The sequence below is a fragment of the Bacillus safensis genome (assembly GCF_039619585.1).
GTDB classification, from domain to species: domain Bacteria; phylum Bacillota; class Bacilli; order Bacillales; family Bacillaceae; genus Bacillus; species Bacillus safensis.
Map to the genome: position 1 here is coordinate 1573724 of NZ_CP154909.1, position 21757 is coordinate 1595480.

The 21757-nt window shown below is 39.5% G+C and carries 22 protein-coding genes; 20 read left to right on the top strand and 2 right to left on the bottom strand.

Annotated features, from left to right (window positions below):
* The first annotated feature begins 2 nt into the window (after positions 1-2).
* The 17 genes from AAYR28_RS08010 (at position 3) to AAYR28_RS08090 (ending at position 16444) form a co-directional block, all read left to right on the top strand.
* Positions 3-1349, top strand: coding sequence for a YcaO-like family protein (locus tag AAYR28_RS08010; protein ID WP_034623592.1), 1347 nt, complete (start codon positions 3-5; stop codon positions 1347-1349).
* 24 nt (positions 1350-1373) lie between these two features.
* Entirely contained in the window at positions 1374-2183 is an 810-nt protein-coding gene (locus tag AAYR28_RS08015; protein WP_034281835.1) for a SagB/ThcOx family dehydrogenase, read from the top strand.
* Positions 2184-2196: 13 nt separating this feature from the next.
* Entirely contained in the window at positions 2197-2862 is a 666-nt protein-coding gene (locus AAYR28_RS08020; RefSeq protein ID WP_170825839.1) for a CPBP family intramembrane glutamic endopeptidase, read from the top strand.
* Between the two features lie 25 nt (positions 2863-2887).
* Positions 2888-3709, top strand: a complete 822-nt coding sequence (locus AAYR28_RS08025; RefSeq protein ID WP_131631251.1) for a class I SAM-dependent methyltransferase — start codon at positions 2888-2890, stop codon at positions 3707-3709.
* 701 nt (positions 3710-4410) lie between these two features.
* Positions 4411-4884: a ribosome maturation factor RimP gene (gene rimP / locus AAYR28_RS08030; RefSeq protein ID WP_003211398.1), complete on the top strand. Its 474-nt coding sequence runs from the start codon at positions 4411-4413 to the stop codon at positions 4882-4884.
* 32 nt (positions 4885-4916) lie between these two features.
* A complete protein-coding gene (nusA, locus tag AAYR28_RS08035; protein WP_024424140.1) occupies positions 4917-6032 on the top strand; it encodes a transcription termination factor NusA in 1116 nt (371 codons plus the stop codon).
* Positions 6033-6047: 15 nt separating this feature from the next.
* A complete protein-coding gene (rnpM, locus tag AAYR28_RS08040) occupies positions 6048-6332 on the top strand; it encodes an RNase P modulator RnpM (protein ID WP_024424139.1) in 285 nt (94 codons plus the stop codon).
* Positions 6325-6627 (top strand): YlxQ family RNA-binding protein, encoded by a 303-nt coding sequence (locus AAYR28_RS08045; RefSeq protein ID WP_024424138.1) that lies wholly within the window; start codon positions 6325-6327, stop codon positions 6625-6627. Before rnpM ends, AAYR28_RS08045 begins: the two co-directional genes overlap by 8 nt.
* Before the next feature lie 19 nt (positions 6628-6646).
* Positions 6647-8767, top strand: a complete 2121-nt coding sequence (gene infB, locus AAYR28_RS08050; RefSeq protein ID WP_034281840.1) for a translation initiation factor IF-2 — start codon at positions 6647-6649, stop codon at positions 8765-8767.
* Positions 8764-9042 (top strand): DUF503 domain-containing protein, encoded by a 279-nt coding sequence (locus AAYR28_RS08055; RefSeq protein WP_024424137.1) that lies wholly within the window; start codon positions 8764-8766, stop codon positions 9040-9042. Before infB ends, AAYR28_RS08055 begins: the two co-directional genes overlap by 4 nt.
* Positions 9043-9059: 17 nt before the next feature.
* Positions 9060-9410, top strand: coding sequence for a 30S ribosome-binding factor RbfA (gene rbfA, locus AAYR28_RS08060; RefSeq protein WP_007499525.1), 351 nt, complete (start codon positions 9060-9062; stop codon positions 9408-9410).
* 68 nt (positions 9411-9478) lie between these two features.
* A complete protein-coding gene (gene truB / locus AAYR28_RS08065) occupies positions 9479-10408 on the top strand; it encodes a tRNA pseudouridine(55) synthase TruB (RefSeq protein WP_120207030.1) in 930 nt (309 codons plus the stop codon).
* Positions 10409-10425: 17 nt separating this feature from the next.
* Positions 10426-11391: a bifunctional riboflavin kinase/FAD synthetase gene (gene ribF / locus AAYR28_RS08070; protein WP_098676888.1), complete on the top strand. Its 966-nt coding sequence runs from the start codon at positions 10426-10428 to the stop codon at positions 11389-11391.
* Between the two features lie 140 nt (positions 11392-11531).
* Positions 11532-11801 (top strand): 30S ribosomal protein S15, encoded by a 270-nt coding sequence (gene rpsO / locus AAYR28_RS08075; protein ID WP_008354438.1) that lies wholly within the window; start codon positions 11532-11534, stop codon positions 11799-11801.
* Between the two features lie 181 nt (positions 11802-11982).
* On the top strand, positions 11983-14100 hold the full coding sequence (pnp, locus tag AAYR28_RS08080) for a polyribonucleotide nucleotidyltransferase (protein ID WP_024424134.1): 2118 nt from the start codon (positions 11983-11985) through the stop codon (positions 14098-14100).
* Between the two features lie 124 nt (positions 14101-14224).
* Entirely contained in the window at positions 14225-15178 is a 954-nt protein-coding gene (locus AAYR28_RS08085) for a polysaccharide deacetylase family protein (RefSeq protein ID WP_081124383.1), read from the top strand.
* Positions 15179-15211: 33 nt separating this feature from the next.
* Positions 15212-16444, top strand: coding sequence for a M16 family metallopeptidase (locus AAYR28_RS08090; protein ID WP_034281847.1), 1233 nt, complete (start codon positions 15212-15214; stop codon positions 16442-16444).
* Positions 16445-16495: 51 nt separating this feature from the next.
* Here AAYR28_RS08090 and AAYR28_RS08095 read toward each other — a convergent pair whose 3' ends face one another.
* Positions 16496-16759, bottom strand: a complete 264-nt coding sequence (locus tag AAYR28_RS08095; RefSeq protein ID WP_051627339.1) for an acyl carrier protein — start codon at positions 16757-16759, stop codon at positions 16496-16498.
* Between the two features lie 169 nt (positions 16760-16928).
* Between AAYR28_RS08095 and AAYR28_RS08100 the strand changes: the two genes are divergently transcribed.
* The 3 genes from AAYR28_RS08100 to AAYR28_RS08110 all read left to right on the top strand — a co-directional run bounded on the left by AAYR28_RS08100 (position 16929) and on the right by AAYR28_RS08110 (position 21507).
* Positions 16929-17849 carry an aminoglycoside phosphotransferase family protein gene (locus AAYR28_RS08100; RefSeq protein WP_183002001.1) on the top strand — a complete coding sequence of 307 codons (921 nt, stop codon included), beginning with the start codon at positions 16929-16931 and terminating at the stop codon, positions 17847-17849.
* 173 nt (positions 17850-18022) lie between these two features.
* Positions 18023-19792, top strand: coding sequence for an ABC transporter ATP-binding protein (locus tag AAYR28_RS08105; RefSeq protein WP_183002000.1), 1770 nt, complete (start codon positions 18023-18025; stop codon positions 19790-19792).
* Entirely contained in the window at positions 19789-21507 is a 1719-nt protein-coding gene (locus AAYR28_RS08110) for an ABC transporter ATP-binding protein (RefSeq protein WP_120207026.1), read from the top strand. Before AAYR28_RS08105 ends, AAYR28_RS08110 begins: the two co-directional genes overlap by 4 nt.
* Here AAYR28_RS08110 and AAYR28_RS08115 read toward each other — a convergent pair.
* Positions 21494-21754 carry an acyl carrier protein gene (locus AAYR28_RS08115; protein WP_183001999.1) on the bottom strand — a complete coding sequence of 87 codons (261 nt, stop codon included), beginning with the start codon at positions 21752-21754 and terminating at the stop codon, positions 21494-21496. The two genes, AAYR28_RS08110 and AAYR28_RS08115, sit on opposite strands and share 14 nt — an antisense overlap.
* Positions 21755-21757: the final 3 nt, after the last annotated feature.

Here is a 21757-nt window from a genome sequence, read left to right on the forward strand (position 1 = left end):
TTATGGCTAATAAATGGACAACGTTAGAAGAGTCATGGGAAATACTCGACCAATTGGCAGATCCGTATGTTGGGATAGTCCGTAGAGAGTATAGAAAACTCAGAGACGTTGATGATATATGGGGTCATTCATATGGAGCGCATGGTACAGACAGCAATATTTTATTTGGGGTACCGTCTAATTCATATAATGGGGGAGGATCTGCTAATCCAGCTGCAGCCAGATTAGCAGCTATAGGTGAAACGGTGGAAAGATATAGTGCCGCTTATTTACCTTTAAACTCTGATGTTGTATGTTTTGGTACTCAAAAGGACTTAATCAATGAAGGCAAATCAGTAATTGGCTTTGATAAGTGGGAGATGTATGCTGTCACTCAATATGAAGACCCGAATTTTCCTCATGATAGATGGAATGAAGATACAAAATTATGGTGGAGAAAAGGTCATATTGCTGAAAATAATGAAGAAGTTTGGACGCCTGCTCAATTAATTCATATTGCAAACTATACTGAGTGGCCAGGAGACCCCAATATTGGTCATGCAACTAGTAATGGACTAGCTTGTGGTATTACATATCAAGAAGCGGCAATCTCAGGTTTATTTGAAACAATTGAAAGAGATGCATTTATGCTTACTTGGTACAATAAGTTAAGTTTACCGCAGATCGATATTAATACCTCACCTAGATTAAAACACTTCTATGAAAGATATATTAAACCTACTTCTCTTGATTTGCATTTAGTAGACATGAGCATTTTTTCTGGTGTTCCTACTATTTTGGCAGTGATAAGAAATCCTCATACAGATTTAGCTCCATTTGCTATTGGCGCGGCCTCTGCTCATTCAATTGAAAGAGCATGTGAGAAAGCTGCAATAGAGGGAATGTATACAAGAACTTGGGTAAAAACAGAACAACGATTAGGGAACGCCTTAGTGGATGTAGATTATCATCGAGATATTAACAGTTTTGAAGATCATATTAAACTCTATGCGGGAACAGCTATCGTGAAAGAAGCTGATTTTTTAACAGCGAGTGAGAAATTAGTGGACGTTAAAGACTATGCACCGTTTGATGATCGTTCTCCAGACATTCTATGGACTAACCTTGTCAGTCATTTATCAAAACAAGGATATCATGTGGCAACTTTTGATTTAACCAGCCCTGATATAAAAGATGCTGGTGCCTATGTCGTAAAATCAATTATTCCTGGATATAAACCGATTGACGTTCTTTATAGAGGTAGAATGTTGGGCGGAGAACGAATTTTAAAACATTCTTATCATTTAGGTTTAGTAGATAAACCTTTTAAGTTAGAAGAACTGAATCCAATTCCGCATCCATTTCCTTAATATCGTAGAAAGGTGATTAAATATATGAATAGTATTGAAAGACATGCTACTAATTTGGCTGATGTTGTGTATGGAAACGAAGCATTACGGTTTGATGATCCTTCTGAAAATTGGTTTGAGGCAACAAAAATCTATAGGGGCTCAATGGCATGGGACGCACCTGGTGTTGCAGGGCTGCTGCGATCTCAAACTTTGCAAAAGATTGCTACACATGCAAGTAAAAGATTTGATGACCTGCCTTTAATTTTACTACCTAAACCATTAAATACAAATATATCTTTAGACGATGTCATTCAGGAACGAAGAAGTGCAGATTATTTTAGCGGGGGGAGTGTTTCATTAGAACAACTCTCAACAGTTTTACAGAAGAGTTATGGATTGGTAGAGCGTAAAGAAGGACCTAGACGCCCTATACCATCTGGCGGGGCACTTTATCCTCTAGATCTATTTATTGTAGCCAACAAAGTGGATTCTTTAGACAAAGGTATTTATCATTTCGATCCGTATAGAAAAGGATTGACTAAAATGGGTGATTACTCTGAAAAAGAATTTGAGAAAATAATGTTACAAGAAGAATCCGTTCAAGATTTTGCATTTGCTGTAGTCATTTCAGCGAATTTTTGGCGTTCTCGATTTAAGTATGGACATCGTTCTTATCGCTTCGTTTTTATGGAGGCAGGACATGTCATGCAAAATATGATTTTGCTATCTACTGCACAGAAGATTAATAGCCGACCATTCGGAGGGTTTATCGATGATGAGTTAATGGAACTGATCGGTGGATTTAATGGAGTAGATGACGCTCCAATTTATACATTGATTGCGGGTACTTAAATAGATGATTTCAATGGTAGCAGCTTTAGGGATCCTCCTTCACTTTTTGGGTCCCTTAAGCTCTAAAATGGTTATCAAAATCAAGAGAGATAAACCAATATCCGATCGAAAGTTAATAACATATATCACTCCTCAGAGGAGCTATGATGGATTCACGATAATCGGAGCATCTATATGCTGTGGAGCATTTTCTCAAGAGCTCTTAGTTGAAATGTCTAATAATAAAAATGTGTATGGTATTTTATTCTTCTTTTTATTAGGTGTCCTATTACCGTCAGTTCTATGGAAATTAAAAAACAAAGTTGTTGCATTTAGAGGCAGATATGCTGTCAATGTTGATTCAATCTTTTTTCTTCCATTAACTGCTCTATCAGAAGAATTGATTTGGCGGTTCTTTCTTCCGTTATTATTACTAACAAATTCTGTGGAATCTGTGGCGGTATCGATTTGTATCAGTTCAATAGGATTTATCTTGCTGCATATACCAATAGGCGGTGTTAAGTCTATTGCTTATATGTCGCTTTTTACATTCATCACAGTTATTTCATACTTAACATTTGGTATTCTAGCAGCGATAGCATTTCATATTTCACATAATCTGTTCATTCATTTTTTTCAACCTCTCAAAATAAACAACTTCAAAACGAAACCTCCCGTATTATCTGAAACTGATTGGTGAGGCTTTTATAAAGGTGGTAAACCCTGTGATAATACTAGAAAAGATGAAAGAGCTTAAAGGAAAAAGAGCGCTGGCTCAGTCATGGTTTTTGGATCCAGAAAAAAGAAAAATAAGTTCAAATTATGATAATCGAGAAACGCCATTTACTCGATGTCTATCAGCTGAAACTTTCATTTCTTATTATCAACTAACATTCAAAAAAAAGCCTGCCTCTATTTTAGATATAGGATGTGGACAAGGGCAGATGCTTGAGTATTTATCTAAGCAATTACCTCTAGCTGATTTGACAGGAATTGATTCATCAGAGGAAGCCATACATTGTGCAAATCAATTGAATATAAAAGCTAATTTTATTTGTACAGATATCGAAAATTTTTCATCACATGCGAAAAGTTATGATGCGATTTTAATACATCTGTGTTTTGGGCTATTTGAAGATCCTGTAGCATTATTAGAACAGTTCCTTCCTTATTTATCAAATGAATCTATTATTTATATAGTTGATTTAAATCGAGATAGTATAGAAAGTGGAATGAGTTCAGTTCAGAACAAAGAAGAAGAACTGTATTTATATGATCAATATCACGCCTCATTGACATTATCTGAGTTCGAGCAGTTACTCACCTATATTACCCAACCTAGAAAAGATGTAAAGTATAAGATTGGTACTTCTATAATTGGAGGATTCAGCCCATTTAGTATGGAATTTTTATCGTTAATAGGAAATGAAAATTTACAGCACACCTTAAGGCAGGTTCCAGATGAATATAGCAGTTCAGCACAGAAGACACCTTTACTTTTACATGCATGGCTGATTAAACAGTCTGGATACATTCATTCCATATAAACATGATTCTTTCTCTATGTATAATATGAAGGTTATCCGTTTAGTCTCTGCCTGCTTTTCGGGGAGTTCAATATGAATGATTTTTAAATTGCGATTCCCTAAAAATGAGAACGCGTTTCTCTGAAGTGAAGGAGAATGGCAGTGTGATTAAAATTGAACTGCTTATTTCTTTAACGTTGAAGTACTTATCCATTAGGGGGTTTTGAGAAAGTGGAAAGTGAAGGCTGTTTACTGATACACTCTTTGCTTCTATATGAATAACCATACTGTGTCATACAAAGTTTTTTGGAATTAGAGATGACTTAGTGTAGATGTTACTTTCTTTCATAGGGAGCTCTGTTGTTCGCTCATTGTATTCAGGTGCATTATTATCAGTCCGCTCTGTTCATAGTAGCTTTCCGTTTATATATAAAGGAAGAGAGAGGTATTAATGGTACTGAACATGCTGCATTAATCGATAAGCGAGTACCTATTATAAGGAGGAACTTCATTTGCATAAAAAAATTGGATATGGTATAGTTTTTATGGAAATGCTAACGATTACCGAGACAAGAGTGGGGAAACCCGCTCTTTTGTATTGAACAGGCAATTTTTGTCTCGACATTATTCATCCGTTTTCTGCTCCCCCTGCTCACATAAAGCAGGGTTTTTATGCAGAATGATTGATAAGAGCGTTTATCGAAAGCACAAGGAGGAAGAGAATGAGCAAAAAAGTAGTGGATGTCGTAAGCGAAATGGTGCAGCCAATTTTAGATGGCTTACAGCTTGAACTCGTTGATGTTGAATTTGTCAAAGAGGGTCAAAACTGGTTCCTTCGCGTGTTTATTGACTCTGATAAAGGTGTCGATATCGAAGAGTGTGCCAAAGTGAGCGAAGCCTTGAGCGAAAAGCTTGATGAGGCAGATCCGATTAGCCAAAACTACTTTCTTGAAGTGTCCTCTCCTGGAGCGGAGCGCCCATTAAAGAAAAAAGCTGATTTTGAAAAAGCACTTGGAAAAAATGTTTTCATGAAAACATATGAACCAATTGATGGTGAAAAAGCATTTGAAGGTGAGCTTACAAGCTTTGATGGTGAGATTGCAACAGTGACAGTGAAGATCAAGACAAGAAAGAAAGAGATCAATATTCCATACGAGAAAATAGCTAACGCAAGATTAGCAGTTTCGTTCAATTAACCTTTTCATTGATATAAGGGGGAACCATAAAAATGAGTAGTGAGTTGTTAGATGCCCTGACTGTTCTTGAGAAAGAGAAGGGTATTAGTAAAGAAATTATAATTGAAGCGATAGAAGCTGCACTCATTTCTGCATATAAGCGTAATTTTAATCAAGCACAAAATGTTCGTGTTGATTTAAACCGCGAAACGGGAACGATTCGTGTGTTCGCAAGAAAAGATGTTGTAGATGAAGTGTATGATTCTCGCCTTGAAATCTCTGTAGATGATGCAGCCAATATTAACCCGAATTACATGGTTGGTGACGTCGTTGAGATTGAAGTCACACCAAAAGACTTTGGACGTATTGCAGCTCAGACAGCGAAACAAGTTGTGACGCAGCGTGTGAGAGAAGCAGAGCGTGGTGTGATCTACACTGAGTTCATCGACCGCGAGGAAGACATTATGACGGGAATCGTTCAGCGGATTGACAGTAAATTTATTTACGTGTCACTTGGCAAAATTGAAGCCCTTCTTCCTGTCAATGAACAAATGCCAAATGAAGAATACAAACCGCATGACCGCATTAAAGTGTTCATTACAAAAGTAGAAAAAACAACAAAAGGACCACAAATTTATGTGTCTAGAACACATCCAGGTCTTTTAAAGCGTTTATTTGAAATTGAAGTGCCAGAAATTTATGATGGTACTGTAGAGCTTAAATCGGTTGCTAGAGAAGCTGGGGACCGTTCTAAAATATCTGTTCGTACAGATGATCCTGATGTTGATCCAGTTGGCTCCTGTGTTGGTCCAAAGGGCCAGCGTGTACAAGCAATTGTCAACGAGCTAAAAGGCGAAAAGATTGACATTGTTCATTGGTCTAATGACCCGGTTGAATTTGTTGCCAATGCGCTGAGTCCATCAAAAGTACTTGATGTCATTGTGAATGAAGAAGACAAGGCGACAACAGTTATTGTCCCTGATTATCAGCTGTCATTAGCGATTGGTAAAAGAGGTCAAAATGCCCGCCTTGCAGCGAAGCTGACCAGCTGGAAAATCGACATTAAAAGCGAAACAGATGCAAGGGAACTCGGTATTTTCCCAAGAACTGAAGACTCTGAATCTCTTTTCTTAGAGGCTGAACCAGTAGCTGAGGAATCTGACGAATAAGAGGTGATATTAAAGGTGAAAAGCCGAAAAAAAATCCCGCTTAGAAAATGCGTCGTGACGGGAGAAATGAAACCAAAGAAAGAACTGATCCGTGTTGTTCGTTCTAAAGAAGGAGAAGTGTCTGTTGACGCTACCGGAAAAATGAACGGACGCGGAGCTTACCTTTCTCTCGATAAAGAAACTATTCTTGCGGCAAAGAACAAACGCAGTTTACAGCAGCAATTTCAGACACAGATTGACGAACACATATTTGAAGAATTACTAGAACTAGCTGAAAAGGTGAAAAAACCTAATGAATGAATCTGAATGGTATCCTTTGCTTGGTCTAGCAAATCGAGCTCGTAAAGTCGTGTCAGGAGAAGATCTGGTGATCAAAGAAATTAGACATGCGCGTGCTAAGCTGGTTCTTCTTGCAGCAGATGCCTCATCTAACACAGAGAAAAAGGTATCTGACAAATGCAAATTTTATAATGTTCCGGTTAGAAAAGTTGAAGACCGTTCCGTTCTCGGACGTTCTATTGGGAAAGAAGCTCGCGTAGTTGTCGCTGTCACTGACCAAGGCTTCGCTAAGAAGCTCATAAGCTTGCTCGATTAATTTATTTGGGGGTGAACGAATGGCTAAAGTGAGAGTATATGAATACGCAAAAGCCATAGATGTTTCAAGTAAAGATATTATAGCAGCGCTTAAGGATATGAACGTGGAAGTGAACAACCACATGGCGACGCTTGAAGACGACACTGTGAAAAAGCTAGACGCTATCTATAAAAAAGCCAAAGCAAAAGAGACAGCTAACGAGAAACCCGCAGAACAAAAAAAACAATCATCTAACAAAAACAATGATAGAAAGAAGAATGACGTGCAGAATAATCAATTTAATAAAAACAAAAAAAACAACAACCAAAATAAAAACAAAAACAAACGCGGTGGAAATAACAAACCGCAGCATCAGCAAGCTAGACCTGTAAAGCCTAAAAAAGAGCTTCCTGAAAAAATTGAATTTACAAATTCAATGACTGTCGGTCAGCTGGCTGATGAGCTTGGAAAAGAATCAGCTGAAATCATTAAAAAGCTGATGATGCTTGGTGTCATGGCAACAATCAACCAAGAACTTGATAAAGATACAGTTGAATTAATCGCTTCTGAATATGGTGTTCCAGTTGAGGAAGTCATCATTTTAGAAGAAACTGAACTTGAAAAGTATGAAGTAGAAGATAAAGAAGAAGATATGCAAGTACGCCCTCCAGTTGTAACGATCATGGGACACGTTGACCACGGGAAAACAACTCTTCTTGACAGCATTCGTAAGACAAAAGTCGTCGAAGGCGAAGCAGGTGGAATCACGCAGCATATCGGTGCATACCAAATTGAAGAAAATGGCAAAAAAATTACGTTCCTTGATACACCTGGACACGCAGCATTTACAACGATGCGTGCACGTGGTGCCGAAGTAACGGATACGACAATTCTAGTCGTTGCAGCAGATGATGGTGTCATGCCGCAAACAATTGAAGCGATTAACCATGCGAAAGCGGCAGAAGTGCCAATCATTGTCGCTGTGAACAAAATTGACAAACCAACAGCGAACCCTGACCGTGTGATGCAGGAGTTAACTGAGCATGGTCTTGTACCAGAAGCTTGGGGCGGCGAAACGATTTTCGTTCCACTATCTGCGAAAACAGGTGAAGGTATTGATGAATTGATCGAAATGATCCTTCTTGTCAGTGAAGTAGCAGAACTGAAAGCCAACCCAAATCGTGCGGCAAAAGGGACTGTCATCGAGGCTGAGCTTGATAAAGGAAGAGGTTCTGTTGCAACCCTTCTTGTTCAAACAGGTACACTTCAAGTAGGTGACCCAATCGTTGTCGGAAATACATTTGGCCGTGTACGTGCAATGGTCAATGACATCGGCCGCCGCGTGAAAACAGCAGGACCATCTACACCTGTTGAAATCACTGGTTTAAACGATGTACCGAATGCAGGGGATCAGTTCCTCGTATTCAAAGATGAAAAAACAGCTCGTCAAGTCGGTGAGGCGCGTGCTTCTAAACAGCTGGACGAACAGCGTTCAGATAAAGCAAAATTATCTCTAGACGACCTATTTGAGCAAATCAAACAAGGTGACGTAAAAGATATCAACTTGATCGTGAAAGCAGACGTACAAGGCTCTGCTGAAGCATTAACAGCAGCTCTTCAAAAAATAGAAGTCGAAGGCGTAAAAGTGAAAATCATCCATACGGGTGTTGGAGCGATTACAGAATCAGACATCATTTTAGCAAGTGCTTCTAATGCCATCGTGATTGGCTTTAACGTACGTCCTGATGGAAATGCGAAGAGCACAGCTGAGACTGAGAACGTTGATATCCGCTTGCACCGCATTATCTATAAAGTCATCGATGAAATTGAAGCTGCGATGAAAGGAATGCTTGACCCTGAATATGAAGAAAAAGTCATCGGTCAAGTTGAAGTTCGTCAAACGTTCAAAGTATCTAAAATCGGTACAATTGCTGGCGGCTATGTAACTGAAGGAACGATTACAAGAGATAGCGGAATCCGCTTAATCCGTGACGGCGTCGTTATTTTTGAAGGCGAAGTTGACGTGTTAAAACGATTTAAAGATGATGTGAAAGAAGTTTCACAAGGCTATGAATGTGGTATTACCATTAAGAAATACAATGATATCCGTGAAGGTGATGTCATGGAATCATTCGTTATGCAAGAAATCGAAAGAAAATGATCGGTTATACCGAATGTGAGTGCATGATCTATGATGCATCCTCACTGAAGGAAAAACGTGCGGTTCTTCAGCGTATATTGACAAGAACGCGTCATAAATTCAATGTAACCATTGCTGAAATGGATTACCAGGATACATGGCAGCGTACATCAATTGGAATCGCCGTGATTTCCTCATCTCGGGTTCAAGTGGAAAAGGAGCTTCAGCGTGTATTAAGCTTTATCGATTCTTTTCCTGAAATTGAACGAACGATCACGAAAACTGAGTGGTTTTAATTAGAGGTGATAAGATCATGAGTATGAGAGCAACCCGTGTGGGTGAGCAAATGAAAAAAGAATTGGGCGACATCTTAGGAAGAAAGCTAAAAGATCCAAGAATCGGCTTTTTGACTGTAACCGATGTCGAAGTATCCGGTGATTTGCAAATTGCCAAAGTCTACATTTCTGTTCTTGGCGACGAGAAGAAAAGAGAGGAAACCTTAAAAGGCCTTGCAAAGGCTAAAGGGTATATCCGCTCTGAAATTGGCAATCGAATCAGACTTCGCAAAACACCAGAACTGCATTTTGAATTCGACGAATCCGTAGACTACGGAAACCGAATTGAAAGCCTGATTGCTGAGTTAAACACAAAAGATCACGAATAAGACGTTGAAATAAGGATAGGCGAAGATCGTCTGTCCTTTTTCATCGTTTATGAAAGGAGAGAACGCAGATGATAAATGGTGTTCTTTTATTACATAAAGAAAGAGGCATGACCTCACACGACTGTGTGTTTAAAGTAAGAAAAATTTTACACACAAAAAAAGTCGGCCATACAGGCACCCTCGACCCAGAGGTTTCAGGTGTTCTGCCTATTTGTATCGGAAGAGCAACGAAGATTGTAGAATACTTAACAGATAAATCGAAAACATACGATGCAGAAATCACGATTGGCTTTTCTACAACAACAGAAGACCAAACAGGTGAGATCGTAGAAGAAAAAAAGGTGGAAAAACCGATCTCAGAAAAAGAAATTGATGCGGCGCTGAAGCAGTTTGAAGGAACCATTGAACAAATTCCTCCCATGTTTTCTGCTGTGAAAATTGGCGGGAAAAAGCTCTATGAGTATGCAAGAGAGGGCATCGAAATTGAGCGGCCAAGCCGAGAAATTACTATTCACCGTATCGAGCGGACTACACCTGTCACATATGAGGATGGCAGCGTGTCATTTAGGTTTACTGTTCTATGCTCAAAGGGAACGTATGTGAGGACCTTAGCGGTTGATATCGGGAAGAAACTAGGGTTTCCAGCCCACATGTCACATCTTATTCGTACAGGGTCTGGTGATTTTACACTTGATGAATGTATTACTCTGGATGAACTGCGAGATATAAGCGAGGAAGGAACTGTAGAAGAGCACCTTGTCCCGATCGAGCGTGCGCTCAATCATTTGCCGAAATGGGAGATAAATGATACATTAGCAAGTAAAGTGGAAAACGGTGCAGTCCTGCCAATGCCTGATGAATTTGCTCATTTCGCAGAGGCGGATCGTGTCGCTGTTTTTGCTCCTTCAGGTCGTTGTCTGGCAATATATATGAAGCACCCGACCAAACAGAACCTGATGAAGCCGGCGAAGATCTTATCTCAGGACAAGCAATCTTAAAGAAAAGGTGACATCTCGTGAAGACTATACATATTTCACACCCACATACATTGAATCAAAAGGATCAAGTCCCGTCTGTCATGGCTTTAGGGTACTTTGACGGTGTTCACCTCGGGCATCAAAAAGTCATTGACGAAGCGAAAAGCATTGCGAAAAAAGAAGGATTGGCCTTAGCAGTCATGACCTTTCATCCGCATCCATCACATGTTTTGCAAAAGGCACGGGAACCAAAAGACTTAATTACACCGCTTGAGGATAAAATTGATTTTATCGAACAGCTGGGCGCTGACTATTTATACATCGTACAATTCAGCGAGAGCTTTGCAGCTCTATCTCCTCAAGAGTTTGTGGATCAATATTTGGATGAATTGAATGTGAAGCACGCAGTAGCGGGGTTTGATTTTACGTTTGGCCGTTTTGGTGCAGGCACAATGGAAACGTTCGATGAATACGGAAAAGGCCGTATCACGGCAACCATCGTACCTAAGCTGTCCAATCAAGACCGAAAAGTCAGTTCCACTCTCATCCGTTCCGCATTAAAAAATGGGGATGTTGAATATGTGAGCGAGCTTTTAGGAAAACCTTATCAGCTTCGCGGCATTGTCATCCATGGAGACAAACGCGGACGGACGATCGGATTTCCGACAGCTAATGTCGGCTTATCTGCTGAATACATTATTCCGCCAACAGGGGTATATGCAGTAAGAGCAGAAGTAAAAGGTAAAGTATATGACGGTGTTTGTAATGTCGGCTATAAACCAACATTTTATGAAAAACGTCCTGATCAGCCTGCCATTGAAGTAAACCTTTTTGATTTTAACGAAGAAATATATGGCCAGCCGATTAAATTACAATGGTTCAAGCGCATTCGCAGTGAACGAAAATTTAACGGAATCCAGGAGCTGACGGCTCAAATCAGTCAAGATAAAGAAGAAGCGATTCAGTTTTTTCAAGATCAGCTCAAGCAAACAAAAAAATCTTAGAAAAACTGCTCTACCATTTGCAAATTCAGCATATTTTTAGTATGATTATTCCTGTAGCTTTAAAACCACTTACTTGGCAGGCCGACTTCACCGACGGTTGCGAGGTAGATGGGGCTAACATGATTTGGAGGTGAAACAGGATGGCTATTACTCAAGAGCGTAAAACGCAATTAATTAATGAGTTCAAAACACACGAATCTGATACTGGATCTCCAGAAGTTCAGATCGCTGTCCTAACAGAATCAATTAACAACTTGAACGAGCATTTACGTACTCATAAGAAAGATCACCACTCACGTCGCGGTCTTTTGAAAATGGTAGGTAGACGTCGTAATCTTCTTACGTATCTACGTAATAAAGACGTAACTCGTTACCGTGAGTTAATTAACAAACTAGGCTTACGTCGATAATCGTAAAAAGCGGGAGGATTCCCGCTTTTTTATCGTATAATCACTAATATTTTATGGTTAAAATGTTGAAAGAATGGCAAAAACCCTTCTACATACAGCTTTCACATTGATATGTGAAAATCATTTTGTTCATAATAAGAACTAACTAAAACTTTACGATAAGAGAGGAGTTTATCTCAGAATGGGACAAGAGAAACATGTCTTCACCATAGACTGGGCTGGACGTCAACTGACAGTTGAAACTGGCCAGCTTGCAAAGCAAGCAAACGGAGCGGTCCTCGTACGCTACGGAGATACGGCTGTGCTTAGCTCAGCAACAGCTTCTAAAGAACCAAAACCACTTGATTTCTTCCCGCTCACTGTGAACTACGAAGAAAGACTATACGCAGTAGGTAAAATTCCTGGCGGCTTCATTAAAAGAGAAGGCCGTCCAAGTGAAAAGGCGATCCTTGCCAGCCGCTTAATTGACAGACCAATTCGTCCGCTGTTTGCAGATGGATTTAGAAACGAAGTACAAGTCATTAGTATCGTCATGAGTGTGGATCAAGATTGCTCATCTGAAATGGCTGCAATGTTTGGCTCATCTTTAGCTTTATGTGTGTCTGACATTCCATTTGAGGGACCAATCGCCGGCGTTACAGTAGGACGAGTGGATGGAAAGCTGATCATTAACCCGAATGTGGAGCAGCTTGAACAAAGTGACATCAATCTTGTGGTTGCCGGAACAAAAGATGCGATCAACATGGTAGAAGCTGGTGCTGATGAAGTACCGGAAGAAACAATGCTTGAAGCGATCATGTACGGTCACCAAGAGATCAAACGCTTAATCGAATTCCAAGAAGAAATTGTGAAGGCAGTCGGTAAGGAAAAAATCGATATTCCTTTATATGAAGTAGATCAAACGTTAGCAGACGAAGTAAAAGCACTTGCTGAAGCTGACCTGCTGAAAGCGATTCAAGTACATGAGAAGCATGCGCGTGAGGATGCAATCAGTGCTGTGAAAAAAGCTGTAGTTGAGAAGTTTGAAGCAGAAGAACGTGACGAAGCAACGATTAAACAAGCGAAAGATGTATTAAACAAGCTTGTCAAAAACGAAGTTCGCCGTCTGATCACTGAAGAGAAAGTACGTCCAGATGGACGCGGCGTAGATCAAATCCGTCCACTTTCTTCAGAAGTAGGACTTCTGCCAAGAACGCACGGTTCAGGCCTATTTACAAGAGGACAAACACAGGCGCTCAGTATTTGTACATTAGGTGCACTTGGTGATGTGCAAATTCTTGATGGTTTAGGTGTTGAAGAATCAAAACGCTTCATGCACCATTACAACTTCCCGCAATTCAGTGTTGGCGAGACAGGTCCAATGCGCGGTCCAGGCCGTCGTGAGATCGGACATGGTGCACTAGGTGAACGTGCACTAGAACCAGTCATTCCATCCGAAAAAGATTTCCCTTATACGGTTCGCCTCGTTTCAGAGGTATTAGAATCTAACGGATCTACTTCACAAGCAAGTATTTGCGCAAGCACACTTGCGATGATGGATGCCGGTGTTCCAATTAAAGCACCAGTTGCAGGGATTGCAATGGGACTTGTGAAATCTGGTGAATACTACACAGTGCTGACAGACATTCAAGGAATGGAAGATGCACTTGGAGATATGGACTTTAAAGTTGCAGGTACATCAAAAGGTGTAACAGCCCTTCAAATGGACATCAAAATCGATGGTCTATCAAAAGACATCTTAGAAGAGGCTCTTCAACAAGCGAAAAAAGGAAGAATGGAAATTTTAGACAGTATGCTGTCGACAATTCCTGCTTCTAGAGGAGAATTGTCTCGTTATGCACCTAAAATCTTAACGATGACAATCAATCCGGATAAAATTCGCGATGTCATTGGACCAAGCGGTAAACAAATCAATAAAATCATTGAAGATACCGGTGTGAAAATCGATATTGAACAAGATGGTACAATCTTTATTTCTTCTACAGAAGAAGATATGAACCAAAAAGCGAAGAAAATCATTGAAGATCTTGTGAGAGAAGTTGAAGTAGGACAGCTTTACCTAGGTAAAGTCAAACGCATTGAAAAATTCGGTGCCTTCCTTGAAATCTTCAGTGGAAAAGATGGACTTGTTCATATTTCTGAGCTTGCGCTTGAGCGTGTGGGCAAAGTAGAAGATGTCGTGAAACTTGGCGATGAATTACTTGTCAAAGTCACTGAAATCGATAAACAAGGCCGTGTGAACCTTTCTCGGAAAGCTGTTTTACGTGAAGAGAAGGAAAAAGAAGAAAAGCAGTCTTAATGAGATCAAATAAAATGTGTTAGAAGCCAGGTATCCGTGCCAGGCTTCTTTCTTTTCTTGCGCTAACAATAGTTCTAGCTTGTTTCTCCCCATCATAATTTGTGGTAAAGGGGAGGGACAACCATTGAAAAAAACGTTACCATTCATTGTGTTTGTATTTTTACTGCTCGTGTCTTATCAAACGATGAAGCAGCCGGCTGCTGTTACATATATTGAATCAATGAAAGAGCATGCCGAGGTTGCATCTGTGTCAAAAGATATTTTATATCAGGAGATTGAATCGAAGTCTTCTGACTATGAAGTAAAGGCGCAAAATGCTAAGATTGATAAAGTGTGGAAAAAGATGCCTGGCTTAAATGGACAGACAGTTGATATCGATGCCTCTTATGAAAAAATGAAGAAACAGGGGTCATTCGATGAAAAGCTGCTTGTTTTCAATGAAACAAAACCATCTACTCATTTACATGAGCTTGGGGCAGAGCCCATTTATAAGGGACATCCAGATAAAAAAATGAATGCATTCCTCATCAACGTAGCTTGGGGTGATGAGCATTTAATCAACATGTTAAAGACGCTGGAAAAGCATCAAGTCAAGGCGACCTTTTTCTTAGAAGGCAAATGGGTGAAAAAAAGCACAGAGCTTGCTAAAAAAATCGCGGCAGATGGTCATGAAATTGGAAATCATTCATACAATCACCCAGATATGCGCACACTGACAAGAGAACGAGCATTAGAGCAGATAACGAAAACAAATCGCCAAATTGAAGAATCCCTTGGGAAGAAACCAAAATGGTTTGCGCCTCCAAGCGGCAGCTTTAAAGAAGAAACAGTCAAGCTTGCCAAACAAGAAGGCATGGAAACCATTATGTGGACAGTAGACACCATCGACTGGCAAAAACCATCCCCGGCTATTTTACAAAAGCGGGTGCTTGGGAAAATTCACAATGGGGCGATGATATTAATGCATCCAACAGATGCAACAGCGAAAAGTCTTGACGCACTTATCACTCAAATTAAAGAAAGAGGATATGAATTAGGGACGGTTTCTGACCTCCTAAGTGAAAAAAGACATCCGTGATGCGATCTGTTTGTTGAATAGGAGGAGCAAAACTTGGTCAAAACGTATACATGCCAAAACGGAGTAAGAATTGTACTCGAAAACAATCCCACTGTAAGGTCTGTCGCAATTGGCGTCTGGATTGGAACAGGCTCTAGACATGAGACACCTGAAATTAATGGAATCTCACACTTTTTAGAGCATATGTTCTTTAAAGGAACAAAGACAAGATCTGCACGTGATATCGCAGAATCCTTTGACCGCATTGGTGGTCAGGTGAATGCCTTTACATCAAAAGAATACACTTGCTACTATGCGAAGGTGCTTGATTCACATGCTGGCTACGCCCTCGATGTATTAAGCGACATGTTCTTTCACTCAGCTTTTGATGAAGAAGAGCTGAAAAAAGAAAAAAATGTGGTGTACGAAGAAATTAAAATGTATGAGGATACTCCTGATGACATCGTTCATGATTTATTAAGCAAAGCCATTTATGGTGATCATTCATTAGGATATCCGATTTTAGGAACAGAGGAAACACTCTCAACCTTTAACGGAGACTCACTTAGAAAATACATGGATGAATTCTATACCCCGGACCGCGTCGTGATCTCAGTTGCAGGGAACGTAGATGAGACCTTTATTCGCGAGGTTGAAAAGCTGTTCGGTTCTTATGAAGGAAAAGGGAAAAAGCAGCCTGTAGAAGCTCCAGCATTTCATTATGGCAAGCTCACACGCAAAAAGGAAACGGAACAAGCGCACCTATGCCTGGGCTTTAATGGCCTCCCAGCTGGAGATAAGGGCATCTATGACTTAATCGTCTTAAATAATGTTCTTGGCGGAAGCATGAGCAGCCGATTATTCCAAGATGTAAGAGAGGACAAAGGACTTGCTTATTCCGTCTTCAGCTATCACAGTTCATTTGCAGATAATGGAATGCTGACGATTTATGGCGGAACTGGAGCGAAACAGCTAAACCTGCTCTCTGAGACCATCTTACAAACATTAGACGTCTTAAAACGTGAGGGAATCACGCAGAAAGAACTAGAGAACTCTAAGGAGCAAATGAAAGGCAACCTTATGCTCAGCCTTGAAAGCACAAACAGCAAAATGAGCCGAAACGGTAAAAATGAACTGCTCCTTGGCAAACATCGGACACTCGATGAAATTATTGATGAAATCAACAGCGTCACATTAGACGGCGTGAATAACTTATCTAAACGCATCTTTACAGAAGATTATGCGCTCTCGCTTATTAGTCCGACGGGTGATGTACCTTCTGCTTAAACAAAAAAGGCATGTCTTTTAAAGAGATGCCTTTTTTTGATACAAAAAAGATTAATCAGCTAACTTGTTTTGCAGCTGATGAACAATTTTATTGATTGTTGAAAAGTGCTCTGTCAGTAATTCCTCATCTGCAAATTGAATATCAAAAACCTCTTCTAATTCCAAAATGAGTGAAACTGCTTTAATCGAATCGAGACCGTGATTTGTTAATTCCTCATCTGCACCAATAGAAACCTTGCTGCTATCATCCAAAGAACGCAGAACCAAATCTTTTACTTGACTTGAAAGTGAAAGGACATCTGTCGTTTCATTCATCTGCAACGCTCCCTTTTACAAATTTTCTATCATTTACATAAATTAACTATATTAGAATGGAAAAACATTGTAAAGCAGTTTCGACATAAATAGGAATTGTTGATCATTCTATTCAAATGAAATATTTGGTAGAGTGAGAAGAAAAGAGACTGGAAGGATGAATCAATCCATGAATAAAACAGACCTTATGCAGCACATTCCCTTATTAAAAGAAGCGGTCAGCATAGACCACATTGATAAAGGATATTCTCGGGATGAAAAATGGGTCATGACTACGGTGTCAGGTGAAAAATATGTCCTTCGATTCACAGATCAAGACCAGTATGACAAAATAAAGATGCAGTTTGAGCTGCTTTCCGAATTAAGACGTCATGGTGTTCAGTGTGCTGATCCAGTGAATATCGGTGTTCTAGAAGCAAAACAGCAAGTGTACTATATTTTATCGTTTATAGAAGGCCAGGAAGCAAAAGAAATCATGAGTCAGTTAACTGAAGAACAGCAGTATGCTATCGGGGTAAGTGCAGGTCAGGATTTACGAAATATGCATAAATATCCGGCACCTTCACACATCGAACCTTGGGAAGATCGTGTCATTAAAAAGCATCATCGATATTTAACTGCTTACCGGGAAAGCGGTTTCTCCCTTAAAGGGGATGAAAAAGTAGCTCAGTTTATAGCAAAGCACATAGATATAGTGAAAGGCAGACCTAATCAATTTCAGCACGATGATTTTCATTTAGGGAACATTATTGTAAACAATCATAAATATGCAGGTGTTATTGATTTTAACAATTTTGACTGGGGAGATCCCATTCACGATTTTTATAAAGTAGCTCTTTTCAGCAGAGAAACAAGTGAAGCTTTTTCAGCTGGTCAAATCAATGGATATTTTGATGGGAACATTCCAGATGATTTTTGGCTGCTTTACTCTGTTTATGTCGCAATGAGTATCTTTTCATCGATTATGTGGGTTATTAAATTCGATCCGGGTCAAATGGATGAGATGATTGAAAGACTAGAAAATGTGCTAAAAGAACATGATTATTTTAATCAAATAGAGCCTCAGTGGTATGCGCGTATCACTAGATAACAGTGAAATATAGGACGATTGGGCAGTGATGGAAGTCACTGCCTTTTTTGTTATAATGATGCAAATTACACATTGTCATGACTAAAAACATTTTATATAATCCAAACAAGGATCGAAAAAGATGTAAAAAAATTCCGTTTTTTGTTGAAAAAGAGCAAAAGGCTGGTGATGGATTGAAACAAATCGACAAGGATTCAAAGCAGTTATGGCGTGTTTATCTATGGACACTTTCATTCTTAAAGCCTTATACAGGTAAAGTGATTCTAGTTATTATGAGTGGTTTCGTTATTACCTTGAGCGAGCTCATCATACCTAAATTTATTCAATATTTTATTGAGACCATTTTGCCAGCAAAAGACTTTTCAAAAATGAATGGTTTATTGTTAGGACTGACTGGCTTAATTGTACTCGGTATTATACTGACAGCCGCACGAAATTTATGGCAAAGAAAATTAATTGAACAAGCCTCAAGAGATTCACAATTTGCTGCCTTCCAGCAAATCCGTCAACTTGGTTTCTCATACTACGAACAACATTCTGTTAGTGAAACACTCTCCTTTGTTAACACACAGACACGAGCTGTACAAGAAATTTACAGACGATACTTCCCACAATTTATCAATCAGATATTATTTATCGCCATCTCACTTTACTTTATGATAAACATTTCTATTTTTCTCACACTAATCATCATTCCAAGTTTTATTCTCTACTATGTCTTTGGGCCATGGCTTGAAAAAAAGGCCACGATCTACGGTAGACAAAGTGCAGAAGGTTTTCGCACGCTGCAAACAAAATTATACGAAAGTCTTGCTTCGATGGAAGAGCTTAGAATTTTAGGCTATATGAAATGGGATATGGAACGAATTCAAAAACTCCATGAAAAAGTGCGCCAAGATCATGAGAAAAATGTTTTTTTCGCCTATTTACGAGGAAGCAACCGCAGGCTGACTTATTATATTGGCGCTCTTGCCACTTTTGGTATTGGTATCCACCTTGTAAAGACTGGACAGCTAACGACAGGTGGTTTTGTGGCATATATATTATATTATTTTTCAGCGATGCATATGCTTACTTCCATTGTCACACTTTTAACAGAACAACGAATATTAACATTTCAAATTGAACCTTTATATCATTTTATGAAAAAAATACCTGATATTAGAGAGCCTCAGCAGCCGGTGTACCTTGATCATGTAGAAGGCGATATCGTGTTTCATGACGTCAGTTTTCATTATCCAAATCATCCTCCTTTATTAAAAGAGATGAATCTACATATTCGGAAGGGTGAAAAAGTAGCGCTTGTCGGTACAAGCGGCGGAGGGAAAACATCGCTTCTTAAGTTAATTGGACGCTTTTATGATCCCTCATCCGGGATGATTACAATGAATGGAGTTGATTTGCGCCGTTTACCTACTAGTCAAATAAGAGGTGCGATGGGATTTGTTTTTCAAGAAACGTTCTTATTTAATATGAGTGTAAAGGACAATATTCGTTTTGGAGATACAAGTCTTTCAGATCAACAGATCATTGAAGCCGCAAAAAAAGCAGACTGTGATTCATTTATAAGAGAGTTAGAAAATGGATACGATACCATACTCGGGGAAAGGGGATTAAAACTTTCCGGAGGGCAAAAGCAAAAAATAGCGATTGCCAGGCTATTTGCTAAAAATCCAAGGGTTGTATTACTCGACGAAGCCACAGCATCTCTTGACAATGTCAGTGAGCAAAAAGTCCAGCATGCATTACACCAAACATTTAAGGAATCTACTGTCATTGCCGTTGCGCATCGTTTATCAACGGTCAGTCATTTTGACAGAATTATTTTTATAAAAGATGGTTGTGTGTTAGAAACTGGACCATTTCATGAATTGATGAGGAAAAAAGGGCATTTTTATCAATTGGCGTCTGACCGCTCAGAAAAGGAGGCAGGTGTAACATGAGAAAAAATTGGCTGTTTCTTTTGATCACAAGGCAAAAATGGATGCTCATCCTTGCTCTTTTACTCGTTTTGATTGAAGCAGCAGCTAATTTAGCCATGATAGGACTGCAAAAGTGGCTCATTGATGATGTTCTTTTGAATAGTGGTATCAGTCATCATTTCTCCCAGATCTTGATGCTGTTTGCCATTATATTTCTTGTATATGTTGTGATGTTTGTTGCCAGCCCATATGTGATGCATAAAAACTATCTGACCATCCATCATTCATTGCAGAAAATGATGTTAGATCAGCTTCAGCAAGTATCCATGAGATCATATAAAACTCACCCAGTTAGTTTTTATTTACACAAACTTAATCAAGATGTAAAGACAGTTGCTGTTACGGCTGCTTTACATATACCGAAAATTGTACAAACGATTTTTATGGCCATTGTTTTATCTATCATTTTGCTATCTGTGAGTTCTGTCTTATTTTTCTTGCTTCTCTTTGCAAGCGCTTGTTATTTTATTGTCGGTAAAAAAATGGCGAAAACGGCAACAAACATAGCAAAAGATGTGCAGGAGAGAAGATCAGACCTATTCGTGCATGTAGAAGAAGGCATTTCTTCTACAAGGGAAGTTGTCGCATTCGATCGACGCAAGTGGGAAATCGGTTTGTATGAAAAGCTGTTTAACAAAATGATGGATCGTGTCATGAAGGAAGGTAAGTTTCAAAACAAGCTTCTTTTTTTAACAGAGCCATTGAAATGGTTTGGGATACTATCAGTTCTAGTGTTTGGCACATATCAAGTAGCAGCAGGAAACATGTCCATCGGTTTATTTGTCGTCATTTACCAATATGCATCTCAATTAATGAAGAGTTATCAAGAGTTATTCCAGTATGTATTTGAATTTTTCCAGCAGCGTGCATCTGTTCACCGAATCGCAGAAGTGCTGCAAATGGAAAACGAAGAAAATGGAACAAAACGAATAGATGCTGTAGAAGACGTGGTGTTTGAAGATGTTTGCTTTTCTTATGAACAAACATCTAAAGGCGCTTTAGACGGCTTGAATCTTCATATTCCAAAGGGAAGGAAAGTGGCGATTGTTGGAGCGAGCGGCAGCGGGAAATCAACAATTTCAAAGCTTACACTTGGACTTTACCGGCCAGACAGCGGGGGAATTTTAGTGAATGGGGTTGATCTATCAGAGATCAATCCATCTCATTTATTAAAGCGAATAGCCGTTGTCCCGCAAGAGCCCTATTTTTTCCCAGACACGATACGCCTGAATTTAATCATGGGATTACATGATGTGACCGAAGAACAACTTGAACAGGCTTGTGAAGTTGCACAAATTCTTTCCTTCATCAAAGGGCTTGAAAAAGGTTTTGACACAGTCATTGGAGAGAGGGGAATTTCCTTATCAGGAGGACAAAGACAGCGTTTAGCTATCGCCAGAGCGCTTTTAAAACAGGCTGATTTACTTATATTAGATGAGGCGACCTCCGCGCTAGATCGGCAGACAGAAAGGAAGGTTCAAAAAGGGATAGACGATGCCAAAGGAGGCGGCACCTTGCTTGTAATTGCACACAGATTATCGACCATACAAAATGCAGATTTAATCTATGTACTTGAAGGCGGTGCTGTTCAAAGCTGCGGTACTCATGAGGAGCTGATGGAAGCCTCCTCGCATTACCGCTCTTTATTTATGGCCCAGGTAATTACAGCGTCTTAGTCAGTTTGTTTTTAACTAAAGTGAAGAGTCGTTCTAAGGTGCGGAAGTGGTCAGGGTGTAATTCTTCGTCTTCAAAGGCAATATGAAAGGTGTCTTCTAATGAAATAACAAAAGAGACGATTTGGACAGAATTTAATCCTAAAGCTTTTAAACTATCATCTTGGCTTGGCTGCTCATTGAGAGACAACTTATTCATGACAAGCTGTACAATTTTTTCTTCAACTTCAGTTATTGTCAGTTCATTCATGTC